The 20,078-nt window shown below is 59.3% G+C and carries 21 protein-coding genes; 10 read left to right on the forward strand and 11 right to left on the reverse strand.

The genetic code is table 11. The features are described 5' to 3' along the window. Nucleotides 1-50: 50 nt before the first annotated feature. The 6 genes from ACZ25R_RS17465 to ACZ25R_RS17490 form a co-directional block, all read right to left on the reverse strand. Nucleotides 51-725 carry a hypothetical protein gene (locus ACZ25R_RS17465; RefSeq protein ID WP_472461705.1) on the reverse strand — a complete coding sequence of 225 codons (675 nt, stop codon included), beginning with the start codon at nucleotides 723-725 and terminating at the stop codon, nucleotides 51-53. Nucleotides 726-916: 191 nt separating this feature from the next. Then, entirely contained in the window at nucleotides 917-3,835 is a 2,919-nt protein-coding gene (gene ileS, locus ACZ25R_RS17470; protein ID WP_472461706.1) for an isoleucine--tRNA ligase, read from the reverse strand. A 282-nt stretch (nucleotides 3,836-4,117) separates the two neighbouring features. Then, complete coding sequence (locus ACZ25R_RS17475; RefSeq protein ID WP_346307509.1) at nucleotides 4,118-4,966, reverse strand: MipA/OmpV family protein; 849 nt, start codon at nucleotides 4,964-4,966, stop codon at nucleotides 4,118-4,120. A gap of 104 nt (nucleotides 4,967-5,070) precedes the next feature. Further along, entirely contained in the window at nucleotides 5,071-6,051 is a 981-nt protein-coding gene (locus ACZ25R_RS17480; protein WP_472461707.1) for a bifunctional riboflavin kinase/FAD synthetase, read from the reverse strand. A gap of 12 nt (nucleotides 6,052-6,063) precedes the next feature. Further along, a complete protein-coding gene (locus tag ACZ25R_RS17485) occupies nucleotides 6,064-6,912 on the reverse strand; it encodes a TIGR01459 family HAD-type hydrolase (protein ID WP_472462512.1) in 849 nt (282 codons plus the stop codon). A gap of 227 nt (nucleotides 6,913-7,139) precedes the next feature. Then, on the reverse strand, nucleotides 7,140-7,475 hold the full coding sequence (locus ACZ25R_RS17490; RefSeq protein WP_472461708.1) for a winged helix-turn-helix transcriptional regulator: 336 nt from the start codon (nucleotides 7,473-7,475) through the stop codon (nucleotides 7,140-7,142). 133 nt (nucleotides 7,476-7,608) lie between these two features. On the opposite strand from ACZ25R_RS17490, the gene ACZ25R_RS17495 reads away from it, so the two are divergent. From ACZ25R_RS17495 to ACZ25R_RS17510, 4 genes are all read left to right on the forward strand, one after another. Next, nucleotides 7,609-8,313 carry a glutathione S-transferase family protein gene (locus ACZ25R_RS17495; protein WP_472461709.1) on the forward strand — a complete coding sequence of 235 codons (705 nt, stop codon included), beginning with the start codon at nucleotides 7,609-7,611 and terminating at the stop codon, nucleotides 8,311-8,313. Between the two features lie 134 nt (nucleotides 8,314-8,447). Then, nucleotides 8,448-9,443 carry a cation diffusion facilitator family transporter gene (locus ACZ25R_RS17500; protein WP_472461710.1) on the forward strand — a complete coding sequence of 332 codons (996 nt, stop codon included), beginning with the start codon at nucleotides 8,448-8,450 and terminating at the stop codon, nucleotides 9,441-9,443. Between the two features lie 5 nt (nucleotides 9,444-9,448). Further along, nucleotides 9,449-9,745: an ArsR/SmtB family transcription factor gene (locus tag ACZ25R_RS17505; RefSeq protein WP_472461711.1), complete on the forward strand. Its 297-nt coding sequence runs from the start codon at nucleotides 9,449-9,451 to the stop codon at nucleotides 9,743-9,745. Nucleotides 9,746-9,841: 96 nt separating this feature from the next. Then, nucleotides 9,842-11,086 carry an MFS transporter gene (locus ACZ25R_RS17510; RefSeq protein WP_472461712.1) on the forward strand — a complete coding sequence of 415 codons (1,245 nt, stop codon included), beginning with the start codon at nucleotides 9,842-9,844 and terminating at the stop codon, nucleotides 11,084-11,086. Between the two features lie 44 nt (nucleotides 11,087-11,130). Here ACZ25R_RS17510 and ACZ25R_RS17515 read toward each other — a convergent pair whose 3' ends face one another. Next, the gene (locus ACZ25R_RS17515) at nucleotides 11,131-12,144 is read right to left on the reverse strand and encodes a zinc-binding alcohol dehydrogenase family protein (protein ID WP_472461713.1); all 1,014 of its coding nucleotides are present in this window, start codon (nucleotides 12,142-12,144) and stop codon (nucleotides 11,131-11,133) included. 100 nt (nucleotides 12,145-12,244) lie between these two features. Between ACZ25R_RS17515 and ACZ25R_RS17520 the strand changes: the two genes are divergently transcribed. From ACZ25R_RS17520 to groL, 3 genes are all read left to right on the forward strand, one after another. Beyond that, nucleotides 12,245-12,619, forward strand: coding sequence for a winged helix-turn-helix transcriptional regulator (locus tag ACZ25R_RS17520; protein ID WP_472461714.1), 375 nt, complete (start codon nucleotides 12,245-12,247; stop codon nucleotides 12,617-12,619). A gap of 240 nt (nucleotides 12,620-12,859) precedes the next feature. After that, nucleotides 12,860-13,156: a co-chaperone GroES gene (gene groES, locus ACZ25R_RS17525; protein WP_105736255.1), complete on the forward strand. Its 297-nt coding sequence runs from the start codon at nucleotides 12,860-12,862 to the stop codon at nucleotides 13,154-13,156. 65 nt (nucleotides 13,157-13,221) lie between these two features. Continuing rightward, nucleotides 13,222-14,868, forward strand: coding sequence for a chaperonin GroEL (gene groL / locus ACZ25R_RS17530; RefSeq protein ID WP_105736257.1), 1,647 nt, complete (start codon nucleotides 13,222-13,224; stop codon nucleotides 14,866-14,868). A gap of 114 nt (nucleotides 14,869-14,982) precedes the next feature. Here groL and ACZ25R_RS17535 read toward each other — a convergent pair whose 3' ends face one another. Beyond that, nucleotides 14,983-15,390, reverse strand: a complete 408-nt coding sequence (locus ACZ25R_RS17535) for a winged helix-turn-helix transcriptional regulator (RefSeq protein WP_403170093.1) — start codon at nucleotides 15,388-15,390, stop codon at nucleotides 14,983-14,985. A 92-nt stretch (nucleotides 15,391-15,482) separates the two neighbouring features. On the opposite strand from ACZ25R_RS17535, the gene ACZ25R_RS17540 reads away from it, so the two are divergent. Both ACZ25R_RS17540 and ACZ25R_RS17545 read left to right on the forward strand, forming a co-directional pair. Continuing rightward, complete coding sequence (locus ACZ25R_RS17540) at nucleotides 15,483-16,043, forward strand: NADPH-dependent FMN reductase (RefSeq protein WP_464662808.1); 561 nt, start codon at nucleotides 15,483-15,485, stop codon at nucleotides 16,041-16,043. Between the two features lie 71 nt (nucleotides 16,044-16,114). Then, the gene (locus ACZ25R_RS17545; protein WP_223611686.1) at nucleotides 16,115-16,795 is read left to right on the forward strand and encodes a glutathione S-transferase family protein; all 681 of its coding nucleotides are present in this window, start codon (nucleotides 16,115-16,117) and stop codon (nucleotides 16,793-16,795) included. A gap of 9 nt (nucleotides 16,796-16,804) precedes the next feature. Here the strand turns inward: ACZ25R_RS17545 and ACZ25R_RS17550 are convergent, their stop codons facing one another. From ACZ25R_RS17550 to ACZ25R_RS17560, 3 genes are all read right to left on the reverse strand, one after another. Beyond that, nucleotides 16,805-17,158 (reverse strand): VOC family protein, encoded by a 354-nt coding sequence (locus tag ACZ25R_RS17550; protein ID WP_403170087.1) that lies wholly within the window; start codon nucleotides 17,156-17,158, stop codon nucleotides 16,805-16,807. Nucleotides 17,159-17,168: 10 nt separating this feature from the next. Further along, entirely contained in the window at nucleotides 17,169-17,576 is a 408-nt protein-coding gene (locus ACZ25R_RS17555; RefSeq protein WP_464662807.1) for an SRPBCC family protein, read from the reverse strand. A 69-nt stretch (nucleotides 17,577-17,645) separates the two neighbouring features. Further along, complete coding sequence (locus ACZ25R_RS17560; RefSeq protein WP_472461715.1) at nucleotides 17,646-18,422, reverse strand: helix-turn-helix domain-containing protein; 777 nt, start codon at nucleotides 18,420-18,422, stop codon at nucleotides 17,646-17,648. Nucleotides 18,423-18,581: 159 nt separating this feature from the next. Here ACZ25R_RS17560 and fumC point away from each other — a divergent pair, with 159 nt between their 5' ends. Beyond that, nucleotides 18,582-19,973, forward strand: coding sequence for a class II fumarate hydratase (gene fumC / locus ACZ25R_RS17565; RefSeq protein WP_223611690.1), 1,392 nt, complete (start codon nucleotides 18,582-18,584; stop codon nucleotides 19,971-19,973). Nucleotides 19,974-20,078 lie beyond the last annotated feature (105 nt).

A 20,078-nucleotide genomic window follows, 5' to 3' on the forward strand; every position in this document is an offset into this window, starting at 1 on the left:
CCCTGAAGGAGCCTTTCACGTGTCATGCAGCGGTTCAAATTCCGGTGGCATCAATTCCAGGGAATGAGGTTCTTGAAGCTGAAGCCCTTGTCCTTGCGGGCAGCGGCCTTGCGGTCGCGTTCCTTCTTGGCTTCGTCTTCGCCAAGCTCATCGGCAGCGGCCGTCGCCGCCGGGGCGCGATAGGCCAGCGGCGGCTCGCTCAGATAACGCCGCGTGGTCGCCGAGCCGGCGGTCGAAGCAAGGCGGCGGGCGCGGAATTCCGCAGACTGCTTGCTTGCCGTGCTCACGCCCGAGGGTGGCGGGTTTCTGTCGTTGTAGACGCCATGCTCGCCATTATCGACAGCCCGTGTTGCGGGCGGCGTGTCATTTTCGATCTGCGGCACATAGTTGGGATTGTTCTGATTGGCCGTAGCGTCGTCACGCAAACGCTTGCGCCGCTGTTCCGGTGATTCCGGCCACTTCGCAGCGTTCGCGGCGACGGCATTTTCCTGCGGCGCCGGCAATTGGCCTGGCTTGCCAGCGACAGGGCGAACGAGATCCGGGCGCGGATTATAGGTTATCGGGTCTTTTTTCTTGGGACTGAACGAAGCGATATTGGAAACGTCGTCCAGCAACTGGCTGCCAGATGTCTTGTTGGTGCCATAGGTTGGTGACGACATGCACCCGGCCAGCGTCAAGGACGCCAGCATTGCACCAAGAACCGTAATACGTCCGTTCAAATCCATACTCGCCACTTTCGCCTCAAGCTCATATTGCCGACTCCGCCGAGTCAATATGCTTGATCAATGCCCTGCCTGTTAAATCAGGCAACTCAATGGCAAGCCTTTTACATGAGGCCCGTCCCAATAAGCAAGCCGAAGCAACCTATTGTTAAGCAAAATGCAGATCATCCAGAGAATGATCCGCATTTATACACTTAAATGGCGAGTTTGCCGAGTTTTGCCAGTTCATGCAGTGCCGCCGCATCGCGGGCCGAGACATCCGGGTAGGCCGGATCGCAGCCAACATCATGGGTATAACGCCATGAACGGGCACATTTTGTACCCGATGCGCGCTCGGGAACGACCGCCACGCCCTTCACGTCCTCGGCAATGAATGCGCCGGCCGGAGCCGCTTCGTTCCTGATCGTGATGGCGCTGGTGATGCAGATTTCGGCCATATCGAGATCGGAAACGGCAGCGAACAGTTCCGGATCGCTGACAAAAACCACCGGCGCCGCCTCAAGCGACGAGCCGATGCGCTTGTCCGCGCGCTCCAGTTCCAATGCACCGGTGACGGCGCGCCGGACATCGCGCACCTTGCGCCACTTCTCGGCCAGGGCTTCGTTCTTCCATTCGGCCGGCGTCGCGCGGAACTGCTCCAGATGCACCGACACCGCCGCGGGATACTGGTCGAGCCAGGCTTCCTCCGTGGTGAACGGCAGCATGGGCGCAAGCCAGGTCACCAGACGGTCGAACAGGTGACGCACAACCTGCAGGGACGCACGGCGCTTGATGCTGGACGGCGCGTCGCAATACAGCGCATCCTTGCGGATATCGAAGTAGAACGCCGACAATTCGACGTTCATGAAATCGATCAGGGAACGCGTGATGCGCTTGAATTCGAAGGCATCGTAACTCGAGCGGACCACCTCATCGAGCTCGGTGAGACGGTGCAGCATCAGCTTTTCCAGTTCCGGCATCTCAGCATAGGCGATTTCATCCCCGGCATCGTGGGCCAGGGTGCCAAGCATCCAGCGGATGGTGTTGCGCAGCTTGCGATAGGAATCGATGTTCGTCTGGATGATGTTCTTGCCCAGACGCTGGTCTTCCCAATAATCCGTGGTCATGACCCACAGGCGCAGGATATCGGCGCCGGAATCCTTGATCACATCCTGCGGCGTGACCGTATTGCCGAGCGACTTCGACATTTTGCGCCCTTCCTCGTCCATGGTGAAACCATGGGTGACGAGGGTGTTGTAGGGCGCACGGCCACGGGTACCGCAGCTTTCCAGCAGCGACGAATGGAACCAGCCGCGATGCTGGTCGGAGCCTTCCAGATAGACATCGGCAGGCCATTTCAGGTCAGGACGGTCTTCCAGCGTGAAGACATGGGTCGAGCCGGAGTCAAACCAGACATCGAGAATGTCGCGCACCTGCACCCACGGCTCGTTTGCCTTTTCGCCAAGGAAACGCGCGCGCGCGCCTTCGGCAAACCAGGCATCGGCGCCTTCCTGTTCGAATGCTTCGAGAATGCGGGCATTGACCGCATCGTCCTTGAGCACGTTGCCATTCTCATCGGCAAACACGCAGATCGGCACACCCCAGGCGCGCTGGCGCGACAGGACCCAGTCGGGACGATCTTCGATCATGGCACGCAGCCGGTTCTGGCCGCCGGCGGGTACGAAACGGGTCTCGTCGATCGCCGCCAGGGCGCGCGAACGCAATGTGGTCAGATCGCCCAGATCCTTGTCCATATAGACGAACCATTGCGGCGTGTTGCGGAAGATGACCGGCTTCTTCGAACGCCATGAATGCGGATACGAGTGCTTCAGCCGGCCGCGGGCAAACAGCGCACTGCGCGCGATAAGCTCCTCGATGACGGCCTTGTTGGCGTCGCCCTTCTTGCCGTTGTCGTCGATGACGCGCGCGGCTCCGCCTTCGCGGTCCGGACCAAAGCCCGGGGCGTCCTTGGTATAGAAGCCGGCATCGTCAACGGTGAACGGGATAGCCGGAGAAATACCCTTCGCCTCGAGTTCACGCGCAGCAGCGGTCCACGCGTCAAAGTCCTCGCGGCCGTGGCTTGGGGCGGTGTGCACGAAGCCGGTACCGGCATCGTCGGTAACGTGATCACCGGCAACCAGCGGAACAACAAATTCATAGCCGCCGCCAAGCCCCTTGAAAGGATGCGCCAGGGTCATGGCGGCAAACTCGTCGGCCGCAACGGTCTTGATCCGCTTGAAGGTCAGCTTGGCCTTGGCCGCGGATTCCTCCGCAAGCGCGTCGGCGAAGATCAGCCTTTCGCCCGGCCGGGGTCCAAAATCATTTTCAGCGGTTTCGACCTCGTAAAGCCCATAGGCAATGCGCGGGGAATAGCTGACCGCACGGTTTCCCGGGATGGTCCATGGTGTCGTGGTCCAGATCACCACATGCGCCGCGCCAAGATCGCCCGCGCCATTTGCGACCGGGAATTTCACCCAGATGGTGTCGCTTTCATAGTCCTGATACTCGACTTCGGCTTCCGCCAGCGCCGTGCGCTCGACCACCGACCACATCACCGGCTTCGAACCGCGATAGAGCTGGCCTGACATGGCGAATTTCAGCAATTCCCCGGCGATGCGGCTTTCCGCATGGAAAGCCATCGTCGTATAGGGATTGTCGAAATCGCCCTCGATGCCGAGGCGCTTGAACTCGGCGGACTGGATCTTGATCCAATTGGCGGCAAACTCACGGCACTCCTTGCGGAATTCGTTGATCGGCACGTCGTCCTTGTCCTTGCCCTTGGCGCGGTACTGTTCCTCGATCTTCCATTCGATCGGCAGGCCGTGGCAATCCCAGCCGGGAACATAATTGGAATCGAAACCGCGCATCTGGAACGAGCGGGTGATGACGTCCTTGAGGATCTTGTTCAGCGCATGGCCGATATGGATATTGCCATTGGCATAGGGAGGACCGTCATGCAGCACGTAGAGCGGGCGCCCCTTCCCGTCTTCGCGCAATTTCCTGTAGAGATTCATCTCGCCCCAGCGCTTGACGAATTCCGGCTCCTTGGCGGGCAGGCCGGCGCGCATCGGAAAATCGGTCTGCGGCAGATAAAGTGTTTTCGAATAGTCGAGTGGGTTGGCGGTATCGGTCATTTTTCCAGCTTGTGAACAGGCCCGCGCGTGATCGCAGCAGGCAAAGATGTGACGAAAATCAAAAAAGAGCGCGATGGCGCATCCGGAAAACCCGGACCTTCCGCACCCGCAAGCCTAGGCTTCAGGCAAACCGGAAGGCCGGGCCAGTAATTCGTGGTGTCTGAAGCGGTATGGACTGTGCAAGGGTCCAGGAAACAGTTTTCATGAGCGCGCTTTTAGCAATCACTGCTTCCAGAATAAAGGGGCTGACGCAATAAACTTCGCATCAGCCCGATATATCGGTCAAAGCGCGAAGTCGAAACGGTAGGTTGCCTGCAGGCCGAAGGTCGCCTGATTGGCCGACCCGCGCTCCTTGACGATGCTGGAATCGGCTGCCGGTCCCATCAGGCGGCTATACTCCGCATAGGCACTGGTTTCGATCTTGTCCGTCGCCTTCCAGGTGATCTGGCCGCCGAGACCAAGCGATTTCAGACCGCCGCCATCGGGACGGTAGGTCGACAGGCCGGATGCAGCCGCTTCCGTCGGGTTCACCCCGTAATACTGCTTGAAGTAATCCCGCGACGCCACGGTGGCGCGCGGCCCGGCCGAAACGCGCACGGTCGGCGTCAGGTCCTTGAAGGCATCGACGGCAAAGTCGGCAACGACGCCGTCATGCGAACCGATACCCCGGCGCACCTCGACACGGCCGCGAATATTGTCCGTTGGATAGAATTCGGCGAAGCCGCCCACTTCGACACCCCAATCGACATCATGCACGCCCTTGAGATTAGCATCGCCGCTGTCGCGGCCGGTGATCAGCTTGCCGGTGATACCGGTGCGGAACACGCCCGTATCGATCAGGCCGATCGACGCATTGTCATTGAGGGAGCTGAAACGGGCGGCGGCTCCGGCACGGCCCAGCGAGATAACCGGCGCGGCCCGCAGAAGATAATCCTTTGCGCCTTCATAGCGCGGGGCGATGAAGCCCTTGGCGCCGAGGGTCAGATACCAGTCACCCGACCACCAATGCTGGCGGGGCGCAGCCGCCGTCTGGTTCTGCTGGCCTTCGTAATAATAATCATCGGCAGAGCCCGGGACGGCACCGGCAAGTATAAGGGCGCCCGAAAGAGCGGCGACGAGACGAACATGCATGAAATCACTCCAAAATTTCGCCTGGGAGGGCGGCAGATTTGAGAATGACGCTAGCGAAGGATAGATAAAATTGGATTTATTCTTATGGTAAACAATTTACCGTTTCATCGAAAATTAATCGTGTCGTCCAGAGCGGATAACGGTTTCACTCCCTGCAACAGAGCACGCGCTTCTTCCTCGTCGCGCCTGATCTGCTGCATCATCGGCTCAAGCCCGTCGAACTTTTCCTCGCCGCGCAGATAGCCGAAGAACGAAACCGCGCAGATTTCGCCGTAGAGATTGCCGGTGAAATCGAAGACATAGGTTTCAAGCAGCGGCGCGCCATCGGTATCCACGGTCGGCCTGCGGCCAAAGCTGGCCACACCGTCATGGAGCGTGCCGTCCGCACGGCGAAAACGCACGGCATAAATGCCTTCCTGCAGATGTGTCTCGGGCGGCAGCACCATATTGGCCGTGGGGAAGCCGATCGTGCGGCCAAGCTGCTTGCCATGCACCACTTCCGCGCGAATCCGGTGGCGGTATCCCAGGAGCCCCGACGCTTCGACAATGTCGCCCGCACCCAGAAGTTCGCGAATGCGGCTGGATGAAATGGCCTGCCCGCCCTCGTCGCGGAACGCATCGACGAGCGTGACCTGAAAACCGCGCTTTTCCCCGGCATCCATGAGAAAGGCCGGACCGCCCTGCCGTCCCTTGCCGAAGTGGAAGTCAAACCCCGCCACGATACGGCTCGCTCCAAGACCGGCAACGAGAATCTCGTCCACAAACACATCGGCCGTGAGCTGCGAGAAATCCCGGGTGAAATGGCACTCCACCACGGCGTCGAAACCGAGCGCTTCCAGGATGGAAGCTTTTTCCGCCGCGGGTGTCAGCCGGTCGACCGGCTGATCCGGCACGAAGACGCTGCGCGGATGCGGCTCGAAGGTCAGAACCAGCGAAGGCTTTCCGGCGGCGCGGGCGGCATCAAGCGCCCGCCCCAGAACAGCCTGATGGCCGCGATGCACACCGTCAAAATTACCGATCGCCACCACGGCGCCCTTCAGATGCTGCGGCAGATGCGAAGGGTCGGTCAGGCGTAGAATCGGCATGGTGCGTATACCTCAGGCGAGAGCCGGCATGGTGGCAACGGGGTTGCTGCCATGCTTCTTGAGAAAGCCGAGCAGCTTTTCCAGATCAAATATGCCGCCTCTCACATAATCGCCGGCGTGAATGCCGCCGGAAATATAGAGCACGTCGATTCCGAAGAGATCGGCGCCCTTCACATCCGTCAGCATGCCGTCACCAATGGCGAGCACGCGCGCGAGGTCGACCGGCCCGCCGCGCACGGCCTCCGCCGCGGCAATGGCCGCTTCGTAGATGGGGCGATGCGGCTTTCCGGCAATGAGCGTGCGCCCGCCCAACTGGCCATAATCGCGCGCCAGGGCACCCGCGCACCAGATCAGCCGGTCGCCGCGCTCGACAACGATGTCGGGATTGGCGCAGATGAACGGCAGATTGCGCGAGCGGAAGCGCGTGAGCATGTCGGCATAGTCATCCGGACCTTCGGCATCATCATCGAAGAAGCCGGTGCAGACCACGACATCCGCTTCACGCTCTTCGGTCAGCTCGACATCAAGCCCTTCATACAACGTTTCATCGCGTTCCGGCCCCAGATGGAACACACGGCGCGGCGCGTTGCGGATCAGGTCGCGCGTGACATCGCCCGATGTGACGATGCGGTCATAGGCGGCATCCGGCACACCGAGCATCTTGATCTGCTGAACCACACCGGCGAAGGGCCGCGGCGCATTGGTGATCAGGATCACCGTCTGCCCGGCTTCCCGTGCCCGCTGCAACGCGTTGGATGCGGCGGCAAAGGAATCAATACCATTGTGCAGAACACCCCAGACATCACACAGGAGAACATCATATCGGTCTCTGAGCGCATCGAGACGCTGCAAATGTACCATGTCGGTCATGCCGATCCTTTCAGATTGCCGGAGCGAATAAGATGGCATCGCTTAGCCGATAGCGGCAATCGTGTCACCTGTGATTGTCGCTTCTGGCTCTTCAGTTCATCTGGAATGTGGCGGAACAATCGTGCGTGGTTCGACAAGCTCACCATGAGAGAGGTGGTTTGATTGCAGCCCGCAAACTTCCCTCATGGTGAGCTTGTCGAACCACGCACCCCTGGTAATTACGCTGCAGCCTTGACGTAGCCGCGGCTGGCCAGCCGGTCACCGCATTCGCCGAGCACATCGACCAGCGTCTTGAGGCGCCGCCCCTCCTCCGTCAGGCTGTATTCGACACGCACCGGAACCTGCGGGATGATCGTGCGGGTCACGTAGCCGGCCTCTTCGAGTGCGCGCAGGTCGAGGGTGAGCATGCGCTGAGAAATTTTCGGCATGTCACGGCGCAGTTCGCTGAAACGCTTCGTCCCCTCCAGCAGATAGTAGACGAGCAGGATGCGCCAGCGCCCGCCCAGCACCAGCATGGCATTTTCGACGGGGCATTCGGAAACCAGGTCTTTCATGACGACCATTCCATCTGATTGTTGGTATAAAATTTGTACCAACATGACATTTTTGTGCCTTCTTTACAATAGTGACCGATATCGCCATCTTGGATTTCACCGCGGTATGACATTCAAAAATGAGGAAATGAAAATGGAACCCGTATTGTTTTATGGCGTGCCGCATGGCTGCTCGTTCGGTTCAATCGTCGCGCTGGAATGGCTCGGCCAACCCTATCGTCTTGCCCGTATCGACATGCTGGCCAAGTCGAAGAGCGCAATCTATGGCCGCGTCAACAGCATGCACCAGACACCGACGCTGCTTCTGGAAAACGGCAGCAGCCTGCGCGAAAGCTTTGCCATTCTCCACAACATCGCCGCACGCCATCTCGGGAAACAGCTGGGGTTTGCCCAGGGCACCGAGGCGCATGACAGGCTCAACCAGATGCTGGCCTATCTGCACACCAGCTTTCACTCGGCCTTTGCGTCGGCCTGGACCGCCTACAAGCTGAAAGAGGGCGATCCGGCGATCAAAATACTGCGCGACCTGGCGCGGGAGAAAGCCGCCTCCTGCTATGCCTATCTGCAATCCCATCTGCAGGGGCGGGATTGGCTTGTCGGCACCAACAGGACGATTGCCGATGCCTACATGATCGGCATCGCCCGCTGGGGCGAGGATCTCGGTCTCTTCGACCTCAAAACGGAGTATCCCGGCCTTCATGCCTATCTGCAGAAGCTGGAAGCCGACAAGGCCGTGATGTTTGCCCATGCCATCGAGGACGAAACCCCAGCTGTCACCAGCGGCCAGTTTCTCGGCCACATCACATTGGATGAGGCTGGAACGCGGCTGGCCGCCTGATCGCGCCGATGACGGTCCGCCGGGAGCCCTTCCGGCGGATCGAACAAACCACCGTTCGGACCCGCTGCGATTGACATACAATATATGAACATGTATTTATATGTTATATGTCACCAACGAGACGAGCCGGAACAATGTCGCAGTCGCACGCAGGGCACGACCATGGCCCCAAAATAACCAATGACAATCAGCGCAAGGTGCTGATCGCCTTCATCATCACGTTCTCCTATATGATCATCGAGGTGATCGGCGGCGTCATGTCAGGCTCCCTGGCGCTGATTGCCGATGCGGGACACATGCTGACCGATGCCGGTGCGCTTGCCCTGTCCTATGCCGCGTTCCGCTTTGGCGAGCGCGCGGCAGACCAAAGCCGCACCTATGGCTATCTGCGTTTCGAGGTTATTGCCGGCCTCATCAATGCCATCGCCCTCTTCGCCATTGTCGTCTGGATTGCCATCGAAGCGATCAACCGCTTCCGCTCACCCGGTGAAATTCTGGCGGGCCCCATGTTCCTCGTGGCCGTCGTCGGGCTGCTCATCAACATGCTGGTGTTCTGGATCCTGACCCGCGGCGACAAGGAACATGTGAACATCAAGGGCGCCGTCCTGCACGTCATGGGCGACCTTCTCGGCTCCGTCGGTGCCATCAGCGCCGCCATCATCATCTATTTTACCGGCTGGACGCCCATCGACCCGATTCTCTCCATCCTGGTTTCCGTGCTGATCCTACGCAGCGCCTGGGCCCTGCTGCGCAACGCGCTGCACATCCTGCTGGAAGGCGCGCCTGAAAATGCCAAACCGGAAGAAATCCAGACATATCTCATGGGAGCGGTTGCAGGGCTTGCTGCCGTCAGGCACGTGCATGTCTGGCTGATCACGTCAGGCAAGGCGCTTGCCACGCTGCATGTCCAGCCAAAGGATGGCACCGACCCGCGCCATCTTGTGAAGACCGTCGAGGCGGAGCTCGCCAAACGCTTCGACATCCAGCACGCCACCATCGCTATCGATTGGCCGGATATGCCGCATGACGAAGGCGAAATCGGGCAACAGACCGCATCCGCCTCGGCAGATCACGAGACGGACGGCAATCACGCCGGCCATGATCACAGCCACGCTGGACACAAGCATTGACGGCCATGACGATGCCAACGGAATCCGATACCGCAAGCCTCGCTGAAACCTTCAAACTCCTCGGCGATCCGACCCGCCTGCGCATTCTGTTCTATTGCCTCGATGCGCCGCGATCCGTCGGCGATATCGCGGAAAGCCTTCACCTGTCGCAATCGCTGGTCAGCCATCACTTGCGCCTGTTGCGCAGCGCCCGCCTCGTGCACGGCGACCGGCGTGCCAGGCAAATCTTCTATGCGCTTTCCGACGCGCATGTCAGCGGCATGCTGATGGATATGGCCCACCACGTGCGCGAGGACGGTTGAACGCTCCTGACATAAACCGTCAGGGGCGTCATATTCACTGCAAAGATTTTGCAATAACCTTGTGGCATTGATCCTCCACAAGCCTGTTTTCGCCCCATGCAATTCATCACACTGCTTCGCCGACGCTCCATCGGTTTGCTCTGGTCCGGCCTTGCCTTGTCCGCTGTCGGCGACCAGCTCTATACGGTCGCGCTGAGCTGGATTGCCGTTGATATATTCGGCCCGGCCGCCGGTTACATCGCCGCGGTCAAATCGGCGATCATCCTTGCCGTGCTGTTTTTCGGGGGCGCCATGTCGGATCGCTGGGACCGCCGCCGCACGATGATCGGCGCCGACCTTTGCCGCTGCGGCGTGCTGGTTCTCGTGGTTCTCTTCTGGATGATCGAAGGACAACCGGACGCCTGGGTGCTTGCCTTGGCCGTCGCGGTTCTTGCCGCCGGTGAAGCTCTGTTCCTGCCGGCGCTGCAGACCATTCTGCCGCAGCTGATCGCCAATGAACCGGGCCTGCTGGCCGGCACCAATGCGCTGCTCGATGCGACGAACCGGCTGGCGCGATTGCTTGGTCCCGGACTGATTGCATTGGCTGGCGCGGTCATTGCCCCCATTCATTTCTTCACCGCCAATGCCCTGAGCTTCCTGCTTTCAGCGGCAGCGATCATGGCATTGCCTTTGTCTTCGACACCGGTCGCGCCGCCCGTGAGCCAGCAGAAAAAACACCCGCTCGCCAGCCTGTCCTACGGCTATCGCGCCATGCACAGGCAACCGCTGCTCGGCTTCCTGCTCGACAGCAATGCCTTCATCGGCGGTGCATGGTATGTGGCCTTCTTCCTCGCTGTTCCCCTCATCATTTCCAGCCAGTTCGATGCGTCGCTGACAACCGGTTTCGGGCTCTACGGTCTGGTGATCGCGGCATTCGGGGTGAGCAATCTCATCGCCAATCTCATTGTCGGCAACCGTCCCATGCCGGAACATCCGGCGCGGATGATCTATCTCGGCGTGTGTACAACCGGCACAGGCATCCTGCTGATGGCGCTGGCCGCCCTTGCACCCATCCCTGTGCACTGGCGTCTCGTCGGCTTTGTCATCGCTTCGGGAGTGTCGGGTTTCGGTGGCCCTTTCAAGGACGTCGCCTTTGCAACCCTGCGCCAGACCCTGCTGCCGTCAGCCGATATCGCACCGGCCACACGCATCTATATCGTGACCTCCCACGCCGGCATGCTCTTCGGCATGCTGGTGGCCCCGATGATGAGCAGCCGCGTCAGCCCTGGCGATCTCCTCCTCGTCTGCGGCGGCACCTATCTTGCGGTGGCCATCATCGGCTGGCTGCGGTTTGCGCGATAACGCGATAGCGGGCAGAGCATGGACGCCCTGCCCGCTGCAGTTGTTTAAAAGCCGGTCAGGACAATCTTGCCGCGGGCACGGCCGCTTTCAATAAGCGCATGGGCCTTTTTCAGATTGGCGGCTGAAATCGTGCCGAGATCGTCGGCAAGGGTGGTGCGCAGCGTGCCGGCATCCACGAGTTCCGCCACCCGGTTGAGCAGCTTGTGCTGCTCCTCGATATCGGCGGTATCGTAACGCGAGCGGGTGAACATCACCTCCCAGTGGATGGAAACACTTTTCCATTTGAACGGCATGATATCGTAGCTTTTCGGATCATCGATCAGGCCGAACCGGCCCTGCGGCGCAATCAGCGCCGCAATCTCCGTGCGATGCGTATCGGAGTTCGTCGTCGCAAAGACGAAGGCGGGTGCGCCGAGACCGAGCGCTTCCACCTGCGCGGCGAGTGGCTTTGAATGATCGATGACATGGTGTGCGCCCAGTTCCTCCACCCATCGGCGGGTTTCCGGGCGCGAGGCCGTGGCGATCACCGTCAGGTTGGTCAGTTTGCGCGCAAGCTGCACCGCAATCGAACCGACCCCACCGGCACCGCCGATAATCAGAATGGCGTTGGCTGCGCCAACCACCGGAATGTCGATGTGGAGCCGGTGAAACAGCATTTCCCATGCGGTAATCGACGTCAGCGGCAGGGCAGCCGCGGCGCTGAAATCGAGGGATTTCGGCTTCGTGCCAACGATGCGCTCATCGACAAGATGATACTCGGCATTGGTTCCCGAGCGATCCACCGCTCCCGCATAGAACACCTCGTCCCCAACCTTGAAGTGCCGGACATCCGGCCCCACCGCTGTAACGATACCGGCCGCATCCCAGCCGAGAACTCTTGGCTGGCCCGCTTCCGGCTTTGCACCGGCGCGGATTTTCGTATCGACGGGATTGACCGATATGGCTTTCACTTCGACCAGAAGGTCGCGCCCCTGCGCTTCGGGCTTGGGCAGATCGATATCGACGAGTGAGGTTTCCGCAGTGACCGGCTGCGGTTCATAATAGGCGACAGCGCGCATAGGCATTCTCCAGATAAGTTGACGCTGTTCAAATGCGCGCTATGTTTGAACAGTGCAAGAATGCACATAAATTGCATATAGTGTCATAAAGGATACCGTGATGCCGCGCATCCGCCATACGAATTTTGATTGCGCCCCGGGTTGTCCGGTGGAAGGAACGCTCAATCTCATCGGCGGCAAATGGAAGGGCATGATCCTTTTTCACCTGATGTCCGGTACGCTGCGCTTCAACGAAATCCGCCGTCACCTGAACAGCGTTACCCAGCGCATGCTGACCAACCAGCTGCGCGAGCTGGAGGCCGACGGCTTCATCACACGCAAGGTCTATGCACAGGTACCACCCAAGGTGGAATACTCCCTGACGGAACACGGCCGCAGCCTGGAGCCGATCATATCGGCCCTCAAGGTCTGGGGAGATACCCATCTGCGTTCCGAAGCGGCAAAGGCAGCAGCGGCGCGGCGCGAGGCCGCATAACGACAAGCGCGTCATCATTGGTTCACAATTGCATGGGATGATTTCGCATGGGCTGAAGACGCGCCAGCGTGCATTGCTTTTCAGTCATTCGCCGAAAATTCGGCAAACCTCTCCCTTGACTCTTCCATGGCTGCCCACTATTTCCGAGCCCAGTTAGCACTCGTCACTTGTGAGTGCTAATAACGCGGACGATCACTCGTTCGCTTCACCGTTTTGACACCAACATCAAGGGTTCTAACCATGGCCAAGACCAAGTTCCGCCCGCTTCACGATCGCGTCGTCGTACGCCGTATCGAATCCGAAGCAAAGACTGCAGGCGGCATCATCATTCCGGATACTGCCAAGGAAAAGCCACAGGAAGGCGAAATCGTCTCCGTCGGTACCGGCGCTCGTGACGAAGCCGGCAAGCTCATCCCGCTCGATGTCAAGGCAGGCGATCATGTCCTGTTCGGCAAGTGGTCGGGCACGGAAGTCAAGATCGGCGGCGAAGATCTGCTGATCATGAAAGAATCCGACATTCTGGGCATCCTCGGCTAATCAGCCGGTTTTCCCTTTAATCAACGAATTTCGATCAAACCGGGTTCAATCCCAGGAGAGATAAAATGGCTGCCAAAGAAGTAAAATTCGGCCGCGACGCGCGTGAGCGCATGCTGCGCGGTGTCAATATCCTTGCGGACGCTGTCAAGGTAACGCTCGGCCCGAAAGGCCGCAACGTCGTTATCGACAAGTCCTTCGGCGCTCCGCGCATCACCAAGGACGGCGTAACCGTTGCCAAGGAAATCGAACTTGAAGACAAGTTCGAAAACATGGGCGCACAGATGGTCCGTGAAGTCGCTTCGAAGACGAACGACATTGCCGGTGACGGCACCACGACTGCGACTGTTCTGGCCCAGGCAATCGTTCAGGAAGGCGGCAAGGCTGTTGCTGCCGGCATGAACCCGATGGACCTGAAGCGCGGCATCGATCTTGCTGTTGCAGAAGTCGTCAAGCAGCTCGGCAAGAGCGCCAAGAAGATCAAGACTTCGGAAGAAGTTGCGCAGGTTGGCACGATCTCTGCCAATGGCGAGACTGAAATCGGTGAAATGATTGCCAAGGCAATGCAGAAGGTCGGCAACGAGGGTGTTATCACCGTCGAAGAAGCCAAGACCGCTGACACCGAACTCGAAGTCGTCGAAGGCATGCAGTTCGACCGCGGCTACCTCAGCCCATACTTCGTCACCAACCCTGAAAAGATGGTTGCTGACCTCGAAGACGCCTACATCCTTCTGCACGAGAAGAAGCTGTCGAACCTCCAGGCTCTCCTGCCGGTTCTCGAAGCTGTCGTCCAGACTTCCAAGCCGCTCGTCATCATCTCCGAAGACGTCGAAGGCGAAGCTCTTGCAACGCTCGTCGTCAACAAGCTGCGCGGCGGCCTGAAGATTGCTGCCGTCAAGGCTCCTGGCTTCGGCGATCGCCGCAAGGCCATGCTGGAAGACATCGCGATCCTCACCGGTGGTCAGGTTATTTCCGAAGATCTCGGCATCAAGCTCGAAAGCGTTACGCTGGACATGCTCGGCCGCGCCAAGAAGGTGTCGATCACCAAGGAAAACACCACGATCGTTGACGGTCATGGCAAGAAGGGCGAAATCAACGCCCGCGTCGGCCAGATCAAGCAGCAGATCGACGAAACCACTTCCGACTACGACCGTGAGAAGCTGCAGGAACGTCTTGCCAAGCTCGCTGGCGGTGTTGCCGTTATCCGCGTTGGCGGTGCAACGGAAGTTGAAGTGAAGGAAAAGAAGGACCGCGTCGACGACGCTCTCAACGCAACACGTGCTGCTGTTGAAGAAGGCATCGTTCCCGGCGGTGGCGTTGCCCTGCTCCGCGCTTCGGCAAACCTGACACTCAAGGGTGCAAACTCCGATCAGGACGCTGGCATCAACATCGTTCGTCGTGCGCTGCAGGCTCCGGCTCGCCAGATCGCAACGAACGCAGGTGACGAAGCTTCCATCGTTGTCGGCAAGATCCTTGAGAGCAAGAAAGAAACCTACGGCTACAATGCGGCCAATGGTGAATATGGCGATCTGATCGTCATGGGCATCGTCGACCCGGTCAAGGTTGTTCGTACGGCTCTGCAGGACGCAGCATCGGTTGCCGGTCTTCTCGTTACGACAGAAGCCATGATCGCCGAAGCTCCGAAGAAGGACAATGGCGGCGCTCCCCAGATGCCAGGCGGCGGAATGGGCGGCATGGGCGGTATGGACTTCTAATCAGTCCACGCCAATCACATACGGAAAAGGCGGGCCTTGGCCCGCCTTTTTTGTTGTCTATCTGGCAACCAGTACGCTACAGCAGCAGGCATCCGCCGCAAAGCGTTGAGTCCGTTACTCCGCCGCTTCCGCGAATGAGGCGGCGATGTCAGCCACGCCGGTGGCGTTGTCGAACCGTGCCCGCGCATTGGCGATACGTTGCTCGTTCTGAATGGCAAAATCTGCCAGCCCGCGAACCGGCACCAGCAGTTCACGGCCAAGATCGGTCAGCTCGTAATCCACGCGCGGCGGAATGGTCGGATAGACGGTCCGGGTGACGAAGCCGTCACGCTCAAGCCCGCGCAACGTGCTGGTCAGCATCTTCTGCGAAATCCCGTTGATGGTTCGCTTCAGCTCGTTAAAGCGCATTGAACCATTGCCGAGATAGTTGATAACCAGCACGGTCCATTTGTCACCGACACGGGCCAGAATGTGATTCACCGCCGTACAGGCAGAGGTTACTTGGAAGTGCTTCGGTTTCAAAAAAGTGCCTCCTTGCGGGTATTTTCAACAGTCACTTATATAGCGCCAGTAACCAATAGTTACCACAGCAAAAAACCTGAGGAATTCTGAATATGACGAAACTGAAGATCGGCATCATCGTTGGCAGCACGCGCATTGGCCGCTTTGCCGAGTTCCCGGCGAAATGGATCGCCGACGTTGCGGGCAAACGCGACGATGTCGCGGTCGAAATCCTCGATCTCATCGACTATCCGATGGCGTTTTTCGGCGAAGAGCGCACAACCACGGAACAGAGCGAGACGGCGGAACGCTGGAAGAAGAAGCTGCGTGAATTCGATGCCTATGTCGTTACGGTCGCCGAATACAACCACGCGCCAACGGGCGTTCTGAAAAACGCGATCGATCTTGGCGACTTCATCCACAAGCCGGTCGGTTTCGTCGGTTATGGCGGTGTCGGCGGCGCACGGGCCATCGAGCACCTGCGTGGGATTTTCGTCGAGATGAGTGCAGCCTCGGTTAAGACAGGCATCCACATCTCGTTCCCGGAATATCTGAGCGTGGTCAAGGGCGAAAAGACGCTTGGCGATTATGCCCATCTGAATGAGGCAGCCACCAACCAGCTCGATCAGCTCGTCTGGTGGGGCAAGGCTCTGAAGGCAGCGCGCTCCGCATAAATTCCAAAGGGCGGCCGTTTCGACGGTCGCCCTTTTTGCTTGTTCAGCCATCACGAATAGGGAGACCCGCCATGACCAAGAAACTTACCCTGATCAGCCATCTCCTTTGCCCCTACGTGCAGCGCGCGGCGATTGCACTGGCGGAAAAAGGCGTGCCCTTCGAAAAGATCTACATTGATCTCAATGCCAAGCCGGACTGGTTCCTCAAGATATCGCCGCTGGGCAAGGTCCCGCTGCTGAAGGTGGAACAGGACGATGGCTCCGAGGCTGTCCTGTTCGAAAGCACGGTCATTGCCGAATATATCGAAGAGACCGAAGGTGAACCGCGCCTGCATCCGGACAATGCCCTCGAGCGTGCCCGCCATCGTGGCTGGATGGAATTCGGCTCGACCATCCTTTCGGATATCTGGTCGCTGGAAACCACAGGGGATGCGGCGCTGTTCAACGACAAGCTTGCGACACTGAAAGCCAAGTTCGCCCGGCTCGAAGAGGTTCTCGGCGACGGGCCGTTCTTTGCCGGCAAGACATTCAGCCTTGTCGATGCGGTGTTCGCCCCGGTCTTCCGCTATTTCGACACCTTCGACACACTCACGGAACATGGCGTGTTTGCCGCTTACCCGAAGGTCCGGGCGTGGCGCCAGGCCCTGTCGGAGCGTCCGAGCGTCAAGGCGGCGGTCACGCCGGAATATCCGCAGCTGCTGCGCCAGTTCATGGAACGCTACGACGCGCACATGCTGAAACTGGCCGCCTGAACGGCCCGCCTATTTGTCGGACCAGACCGCGAGTTCATAGCCATCCGGGTCGGCGAAGTGAAAGCGCCGCCCGCCCGGGAAATCAAAAACAGGCTTGACGATTTTCCCGCCGGCGCTTTCGACACGTTTCTGGGCATCGGCAAGGTCATCGGCGAACAGAATGACCAGCGGGCCGCCGGTTCGCACGTCACCGCCGGCAGCAAAGCCGCCCGTGAGATTGCCATCGGAAAATTCGCAATACTCCGGACCGTAATCCTTGAAGGTCCAGCCGAACGCCTCGCCATAGAATGCGCGCATGCGGCCGATGTCGCTGACGTTGAATTCGATATAGTCGATCCGCTTGTCCCTGCCCGATTGAGCCATCATCCGTCCTTCATATCTGCTGCGTTTCCAAAACGGCTTTCAATGCCGTCAAATCTCTCAAAACCCATGCGGCGTCTTCCGCAAACTTGCCCTCGCTCATGTCAGGCATGCGGAACAGCGTGAAACTGACCTCGCAGCCGTCATTGTTCGGGATCACGCGCAACGGCACATAGACCTCCTCGCCGGTTTCCGTCACAACCCAATGATCCAGAACCCCATAGGCGTTCAACGGGGCGAAGCGGATGCGCAGTCTCCCGACCGGCCCGTCCGCAAGCCACTCATCTCCGAGCTTTTGCAAACCGGATGCCAGCCCGGATGCCCATTTCGGCACATTCTCTGGATTGGACGCGAAGTCGTAGACCGCATGCCAATCCCGTTCGATGGAAACCTGTAGAGTTCGCGAGTCACGCGTCACCACGGCCTGTCCTCCCCATTTGCATGTTACCTATCGCTTGTCGCACCGGCCTGTCTTGAACAAAACGGCCAATCAGGCCGCCATCTGCTGCACGACATCGCCGGGCGATATGCCCGCCAGCGCTTTGACCTCCCGGCTCAAATGCGCCTGATCGGCATAATCCGCCTCAAATGCCAGCATGCCAAGGCTGCTTTCCGGCGTACACTGTGCCAAACGGAGGAAATGCTGGAAGCGCAGGATGCGTTCGAGTGTTTTCGGACCATAGCCGAAATGTGTCCGGCAGTGTCGCCGCAAGGTGCGTTCGCTCATATCGAGAAGCCTTGCGAGCCGGGATACGTGCGACCCCTCACCCACCCGGCTGAGCGCCGAAAAGGTACGGGACATGGCCTCATCGGGCTGGTCCATCGAACCCGCCATTGCGGCGATAGCCGATTCCAGCCGTTGCATTGCCTCTGTCTCCGATTGCGCCGGGCTCAGCGTGTCCACAAGCGCCTCGGCTTTCGCACCCCACAATTCACCGAGATCAACCCGCAATCCCACGAGCTCGGACATGGGCAGGCCGAGCCATTTTACGGCAGCACCCGGTGCGAAGCGCATGCCGACAACGCTCGTAATACCCGGATCAACCACATGGGGTGCGATATCGGGACCGGCCACGCTCAAACGGCCTTGCGACCACAGAATATCGACGCAACCATCGGGAACAACGGTCACCGGCTTTCCCACCGCATGCGGGCTTACATGGCTCCAGACGCAGAGAAAATGCGGCTTCAGCGCCGCCTGGGGCACCGACTCACGATACTGTCCCGAGCAATTGGCAAGAACAGGCGTCTCCTGGGGTGAATTCATGGGTAACCTTGCCGAAATTTTCATTTGCGCAGAACGCCGTATAATCGATTTTATCCCATTGCCGAACGATTTCCAGAACAACATTCTCCTGGCAAACCTTGCCTCGCGCGGAGGTTAGCAGTAGTTCTTCCGGCAACTTCCAACAGGATAGAAAGCACGATGAGCAATACCCGCACCGAAACAGATACGTTTGGTCCCATCGAAGTTGCCGCGGACAAATACTGGGGCGCGCAAACCGAGCGCTCGCTGCATAATTTCAAGATCGGCGGCGAAAGAATGCCGATCCCGCTCGTCCGCGCCCTTGGCATCGTCAAGCGCGCTGCCGCCGAGACCAACATGGCGCTCGGCAAGCTTGATGAAGTCACCGGCCGCGCCATCACCGTTGCGGCGGAAGAAGTCATCGAAGGCAAACTGGACGATCATTTTCCGCTCGTCGTCTGGCAGACCGGTTCCGGCACCCAGTCGAACATGAACGCCAATGAAGTCATCTCCAACCGCGCCATCGAGATGCTCGGCGGGGAAAAGGGCTCGAAGAAGCCGGTTCATCCGAACGATCACGTCAACATGAGCCAGTCGTCGAACGATACGTTCCCGACCGCCATCCATATCGCCACTGCCGTCGAGGCGACCAAGCGGCTCTATCCTGCCCTTGACCATCTGACCGCCGCCCTGGCGAAGAAGGAAAAGGCCTTTGCCGACATCATCAAGATCGGCCGTACGCATACGCAGGATGCGACACCAGTCACGCTCGGCCAGGAATTCTCCGGCTATCGCGCCGCTTTGGAATATGCTCGCAAGCGCATCGAACAGAGCCTTGCCGATGTGTTCCTGCTGGCGCAGGGCGGCACAGCCGTCGGCACCGGCCTCAATGCCCCTGTTGGCTTCGATACCGGTTTTGCCGAAGCCGTGTCGGATATCACCGGTCTCAGCTTCAGGACAGCACCGAACAAGTTCGAAGCGCTTGCCAGCCATGGCGCGCTCGCCAACTTCCACGGCAGCCTGAACGCGCTTGCCACCGATCTCTTCAAGATCGCCAACGACATCCGCTTTTTGGGTTCAGGCCCCCGCTCCGGCCTCGGTGAATTGAAGCTGCCGGAAAACGAACCGGGCTCGTCGATCATGCCAGGCAAGGTCAACCCGACGCAGGCGGAAGCGCTGACGATGGTCGCGGCACAGGTATTCGGCAACCAGACGACAGTTACTGTCGCCGCCAGCCAGGGCCATTTCGAGCTCAACGTGTTCAAGCCGGTCATAGCGCTCAACGTCCTGCAGTCGATCCGCCTGCTTGCGGATTCGATGGTGTCCTTCGCCGACAATTGCGTCGAGGGCATCGAAGCGGACGAAGTGCGCATCAAGGACCTGCTCGAGCGTTCCCTGATGCTGGTCACGGCGCTTGCGCCCGCCATCGGCTACGACAATGCAGCCAAAATCGCCAAGACCGCCCACAAGAATGGCACGACCTTGCGCGAGGAAGCACTGGCCAGCGGCCACGTTTCGGCCGAGGATTATGACCGTCTCGTTCGTCCAGAACGCATGATCGCACCGGAATGAGAAGAGAAAATCATTTCATTGTGAACAATGCGTCGAGAAAATAGTGGCTTTGTTTGACAATCGAATTTAGGTATTCGGTTGTCACGACAAACTCTGGAGAACGAT

The organism is Phyllobacterium sp. RCAM01083, from assembly GCF_055685835.1.

Excerpts from the sequence above, each read along its gene's own strand:
- ACZ25R_RS17545 (WP_223611686.1), top strand. The coding sequence starts at position 16,115 with ATGACCAAGAAACTTACCCTGATCAGCCATCTCCTTTGCCCCTACGTG.
- ACZ25R_RS17560 (WP_472461715.1), bottom strand. The coding sequence starts at position 18,422 with ATGAATTCACCCCAGGAGACGCCTGTTCTTGCCAATTGCTCGGGACAG.
- ACZ25R_RS17500 (WP_472461710.1), top strand. The coding sequence starts at position 8,448 with ATGTCGCAGTCGCACGCAGGGCACGACCATGGCCCCAAAATAACCAAT.
- ileS (WP_472461706.1), bottom strand. The coding sequence starts at position 3,835 with ATGACCGATACCGCCAACCCACTCGACTATTCGAAAACACTTTATCTG.
- ACZ25R_RS17485 (WP_472462512.1), bottom strand. The coding sequence starts at position 6,912 with ATGGTACATTTGCAGCGTCTCGATGCGCTCAGAGACCGATATGATGTT.
- ACZ25R_RS17465 (WP_472461705.1), bottom strand. The coding sequence starts at position 725 with ATGGATTTGAACGGACGTATTACGGTTCTTGGTGCAATGCTGGCGTCC.
- fumC (WP_223611690.1), top strand. The coding sequence starts at position 18,582 with ATGAGCAATACCCGCACCGAAACAGATACGTTTGGTCCCATCGAAGTT.
- groL (WP_105736257.1), top strand. The coding sequence starts at position 13,222 with ATGGCTGCCAAAGAAGTAAAATTCGGCCGCGACGCGCGTGAGCGCATG.
- ACZ25R_RS17505 (WP_472461711.1), top strand. The coding sequence starts at position 9,449 with ATGACGATGCCAACGGAATCCGATACCGCAAGCCTCGCTGAAACCTTC.
- ACZ25R_RS17540 (WP_464662808.1), top strand. The coding sequence starts at position 15,483 with ATGACGAAACTGAAGATCGGCATCATCGTTGGCAGCACGCGCATTGGC.
- ACZ25R_RS17480 (WP_472461707.1), bottom strand. The coding sequence starts at position 6,051 with ATGCCGATTCTACGCCTGACCGACCCTTCGCATCTGCCGCAGCATCTG.
- ACZ25R_RS17510 (WP_472461712.1), top strand. The coding sequence starts at position 9,842 with ATGCAATTCATCACACTGCTTCGCCGACGCTCCATCGGTTTGCTCTGG.
- ACZ25R_RS17520 (WP_472461714.1), top strand. The coding sequence starts at position 12,245 with ATGCCGCGCATCCGCCATACGAATTTTGATTGCGCCCCGGGTTGTCCG.
- ACZ25R_RS17515 (WP_472461713.1), bottom strand. The coding sequence starts at position 12,144 with ATGCGCGCTGTCGCCTATTATGAACCGCAGCCGGTCACTGCGGAAACC.
- ACZ25R_RS17550 (WP_403170087.1), bottom strand. The coding sequence starts at position 17,158 with ATGGCTCAATCGGGCAGGGACAAGCGGATCGACTATATCGAATTCAAC.
- ACZ25R_RS17490 (WP_472461708.1), bottom strand. The coding sequence starts at position 7,475 with ATGAAAGACCTGGTTTCCGAATGCCCCGTCGAAAATGCCATGCTGGTG.
- ACZ25R_RS17475 (WP_346307509.1), bottom strand. The coding sequence starts at position 4,966 with ATGCATGTTCGTCTCGTCGCCGCTCTTTCGGGCGCCCTTATACTTGCC.
- ACZ25R_RS17495 (WP_472461709.1), top strand. The coding sequence starts at position 7,609 with ATGGAACCCGTATTGTTTTATGGCGTGCCGCATGGCTGCTCGTTCGGT.
- groES (WP_105736255.1), top strand. The coding sequence starts at position 12,860 with ATGGCCAAGACCAAGTTCCGCCCGCTTCACGATCGCGTCGTCGTACGC.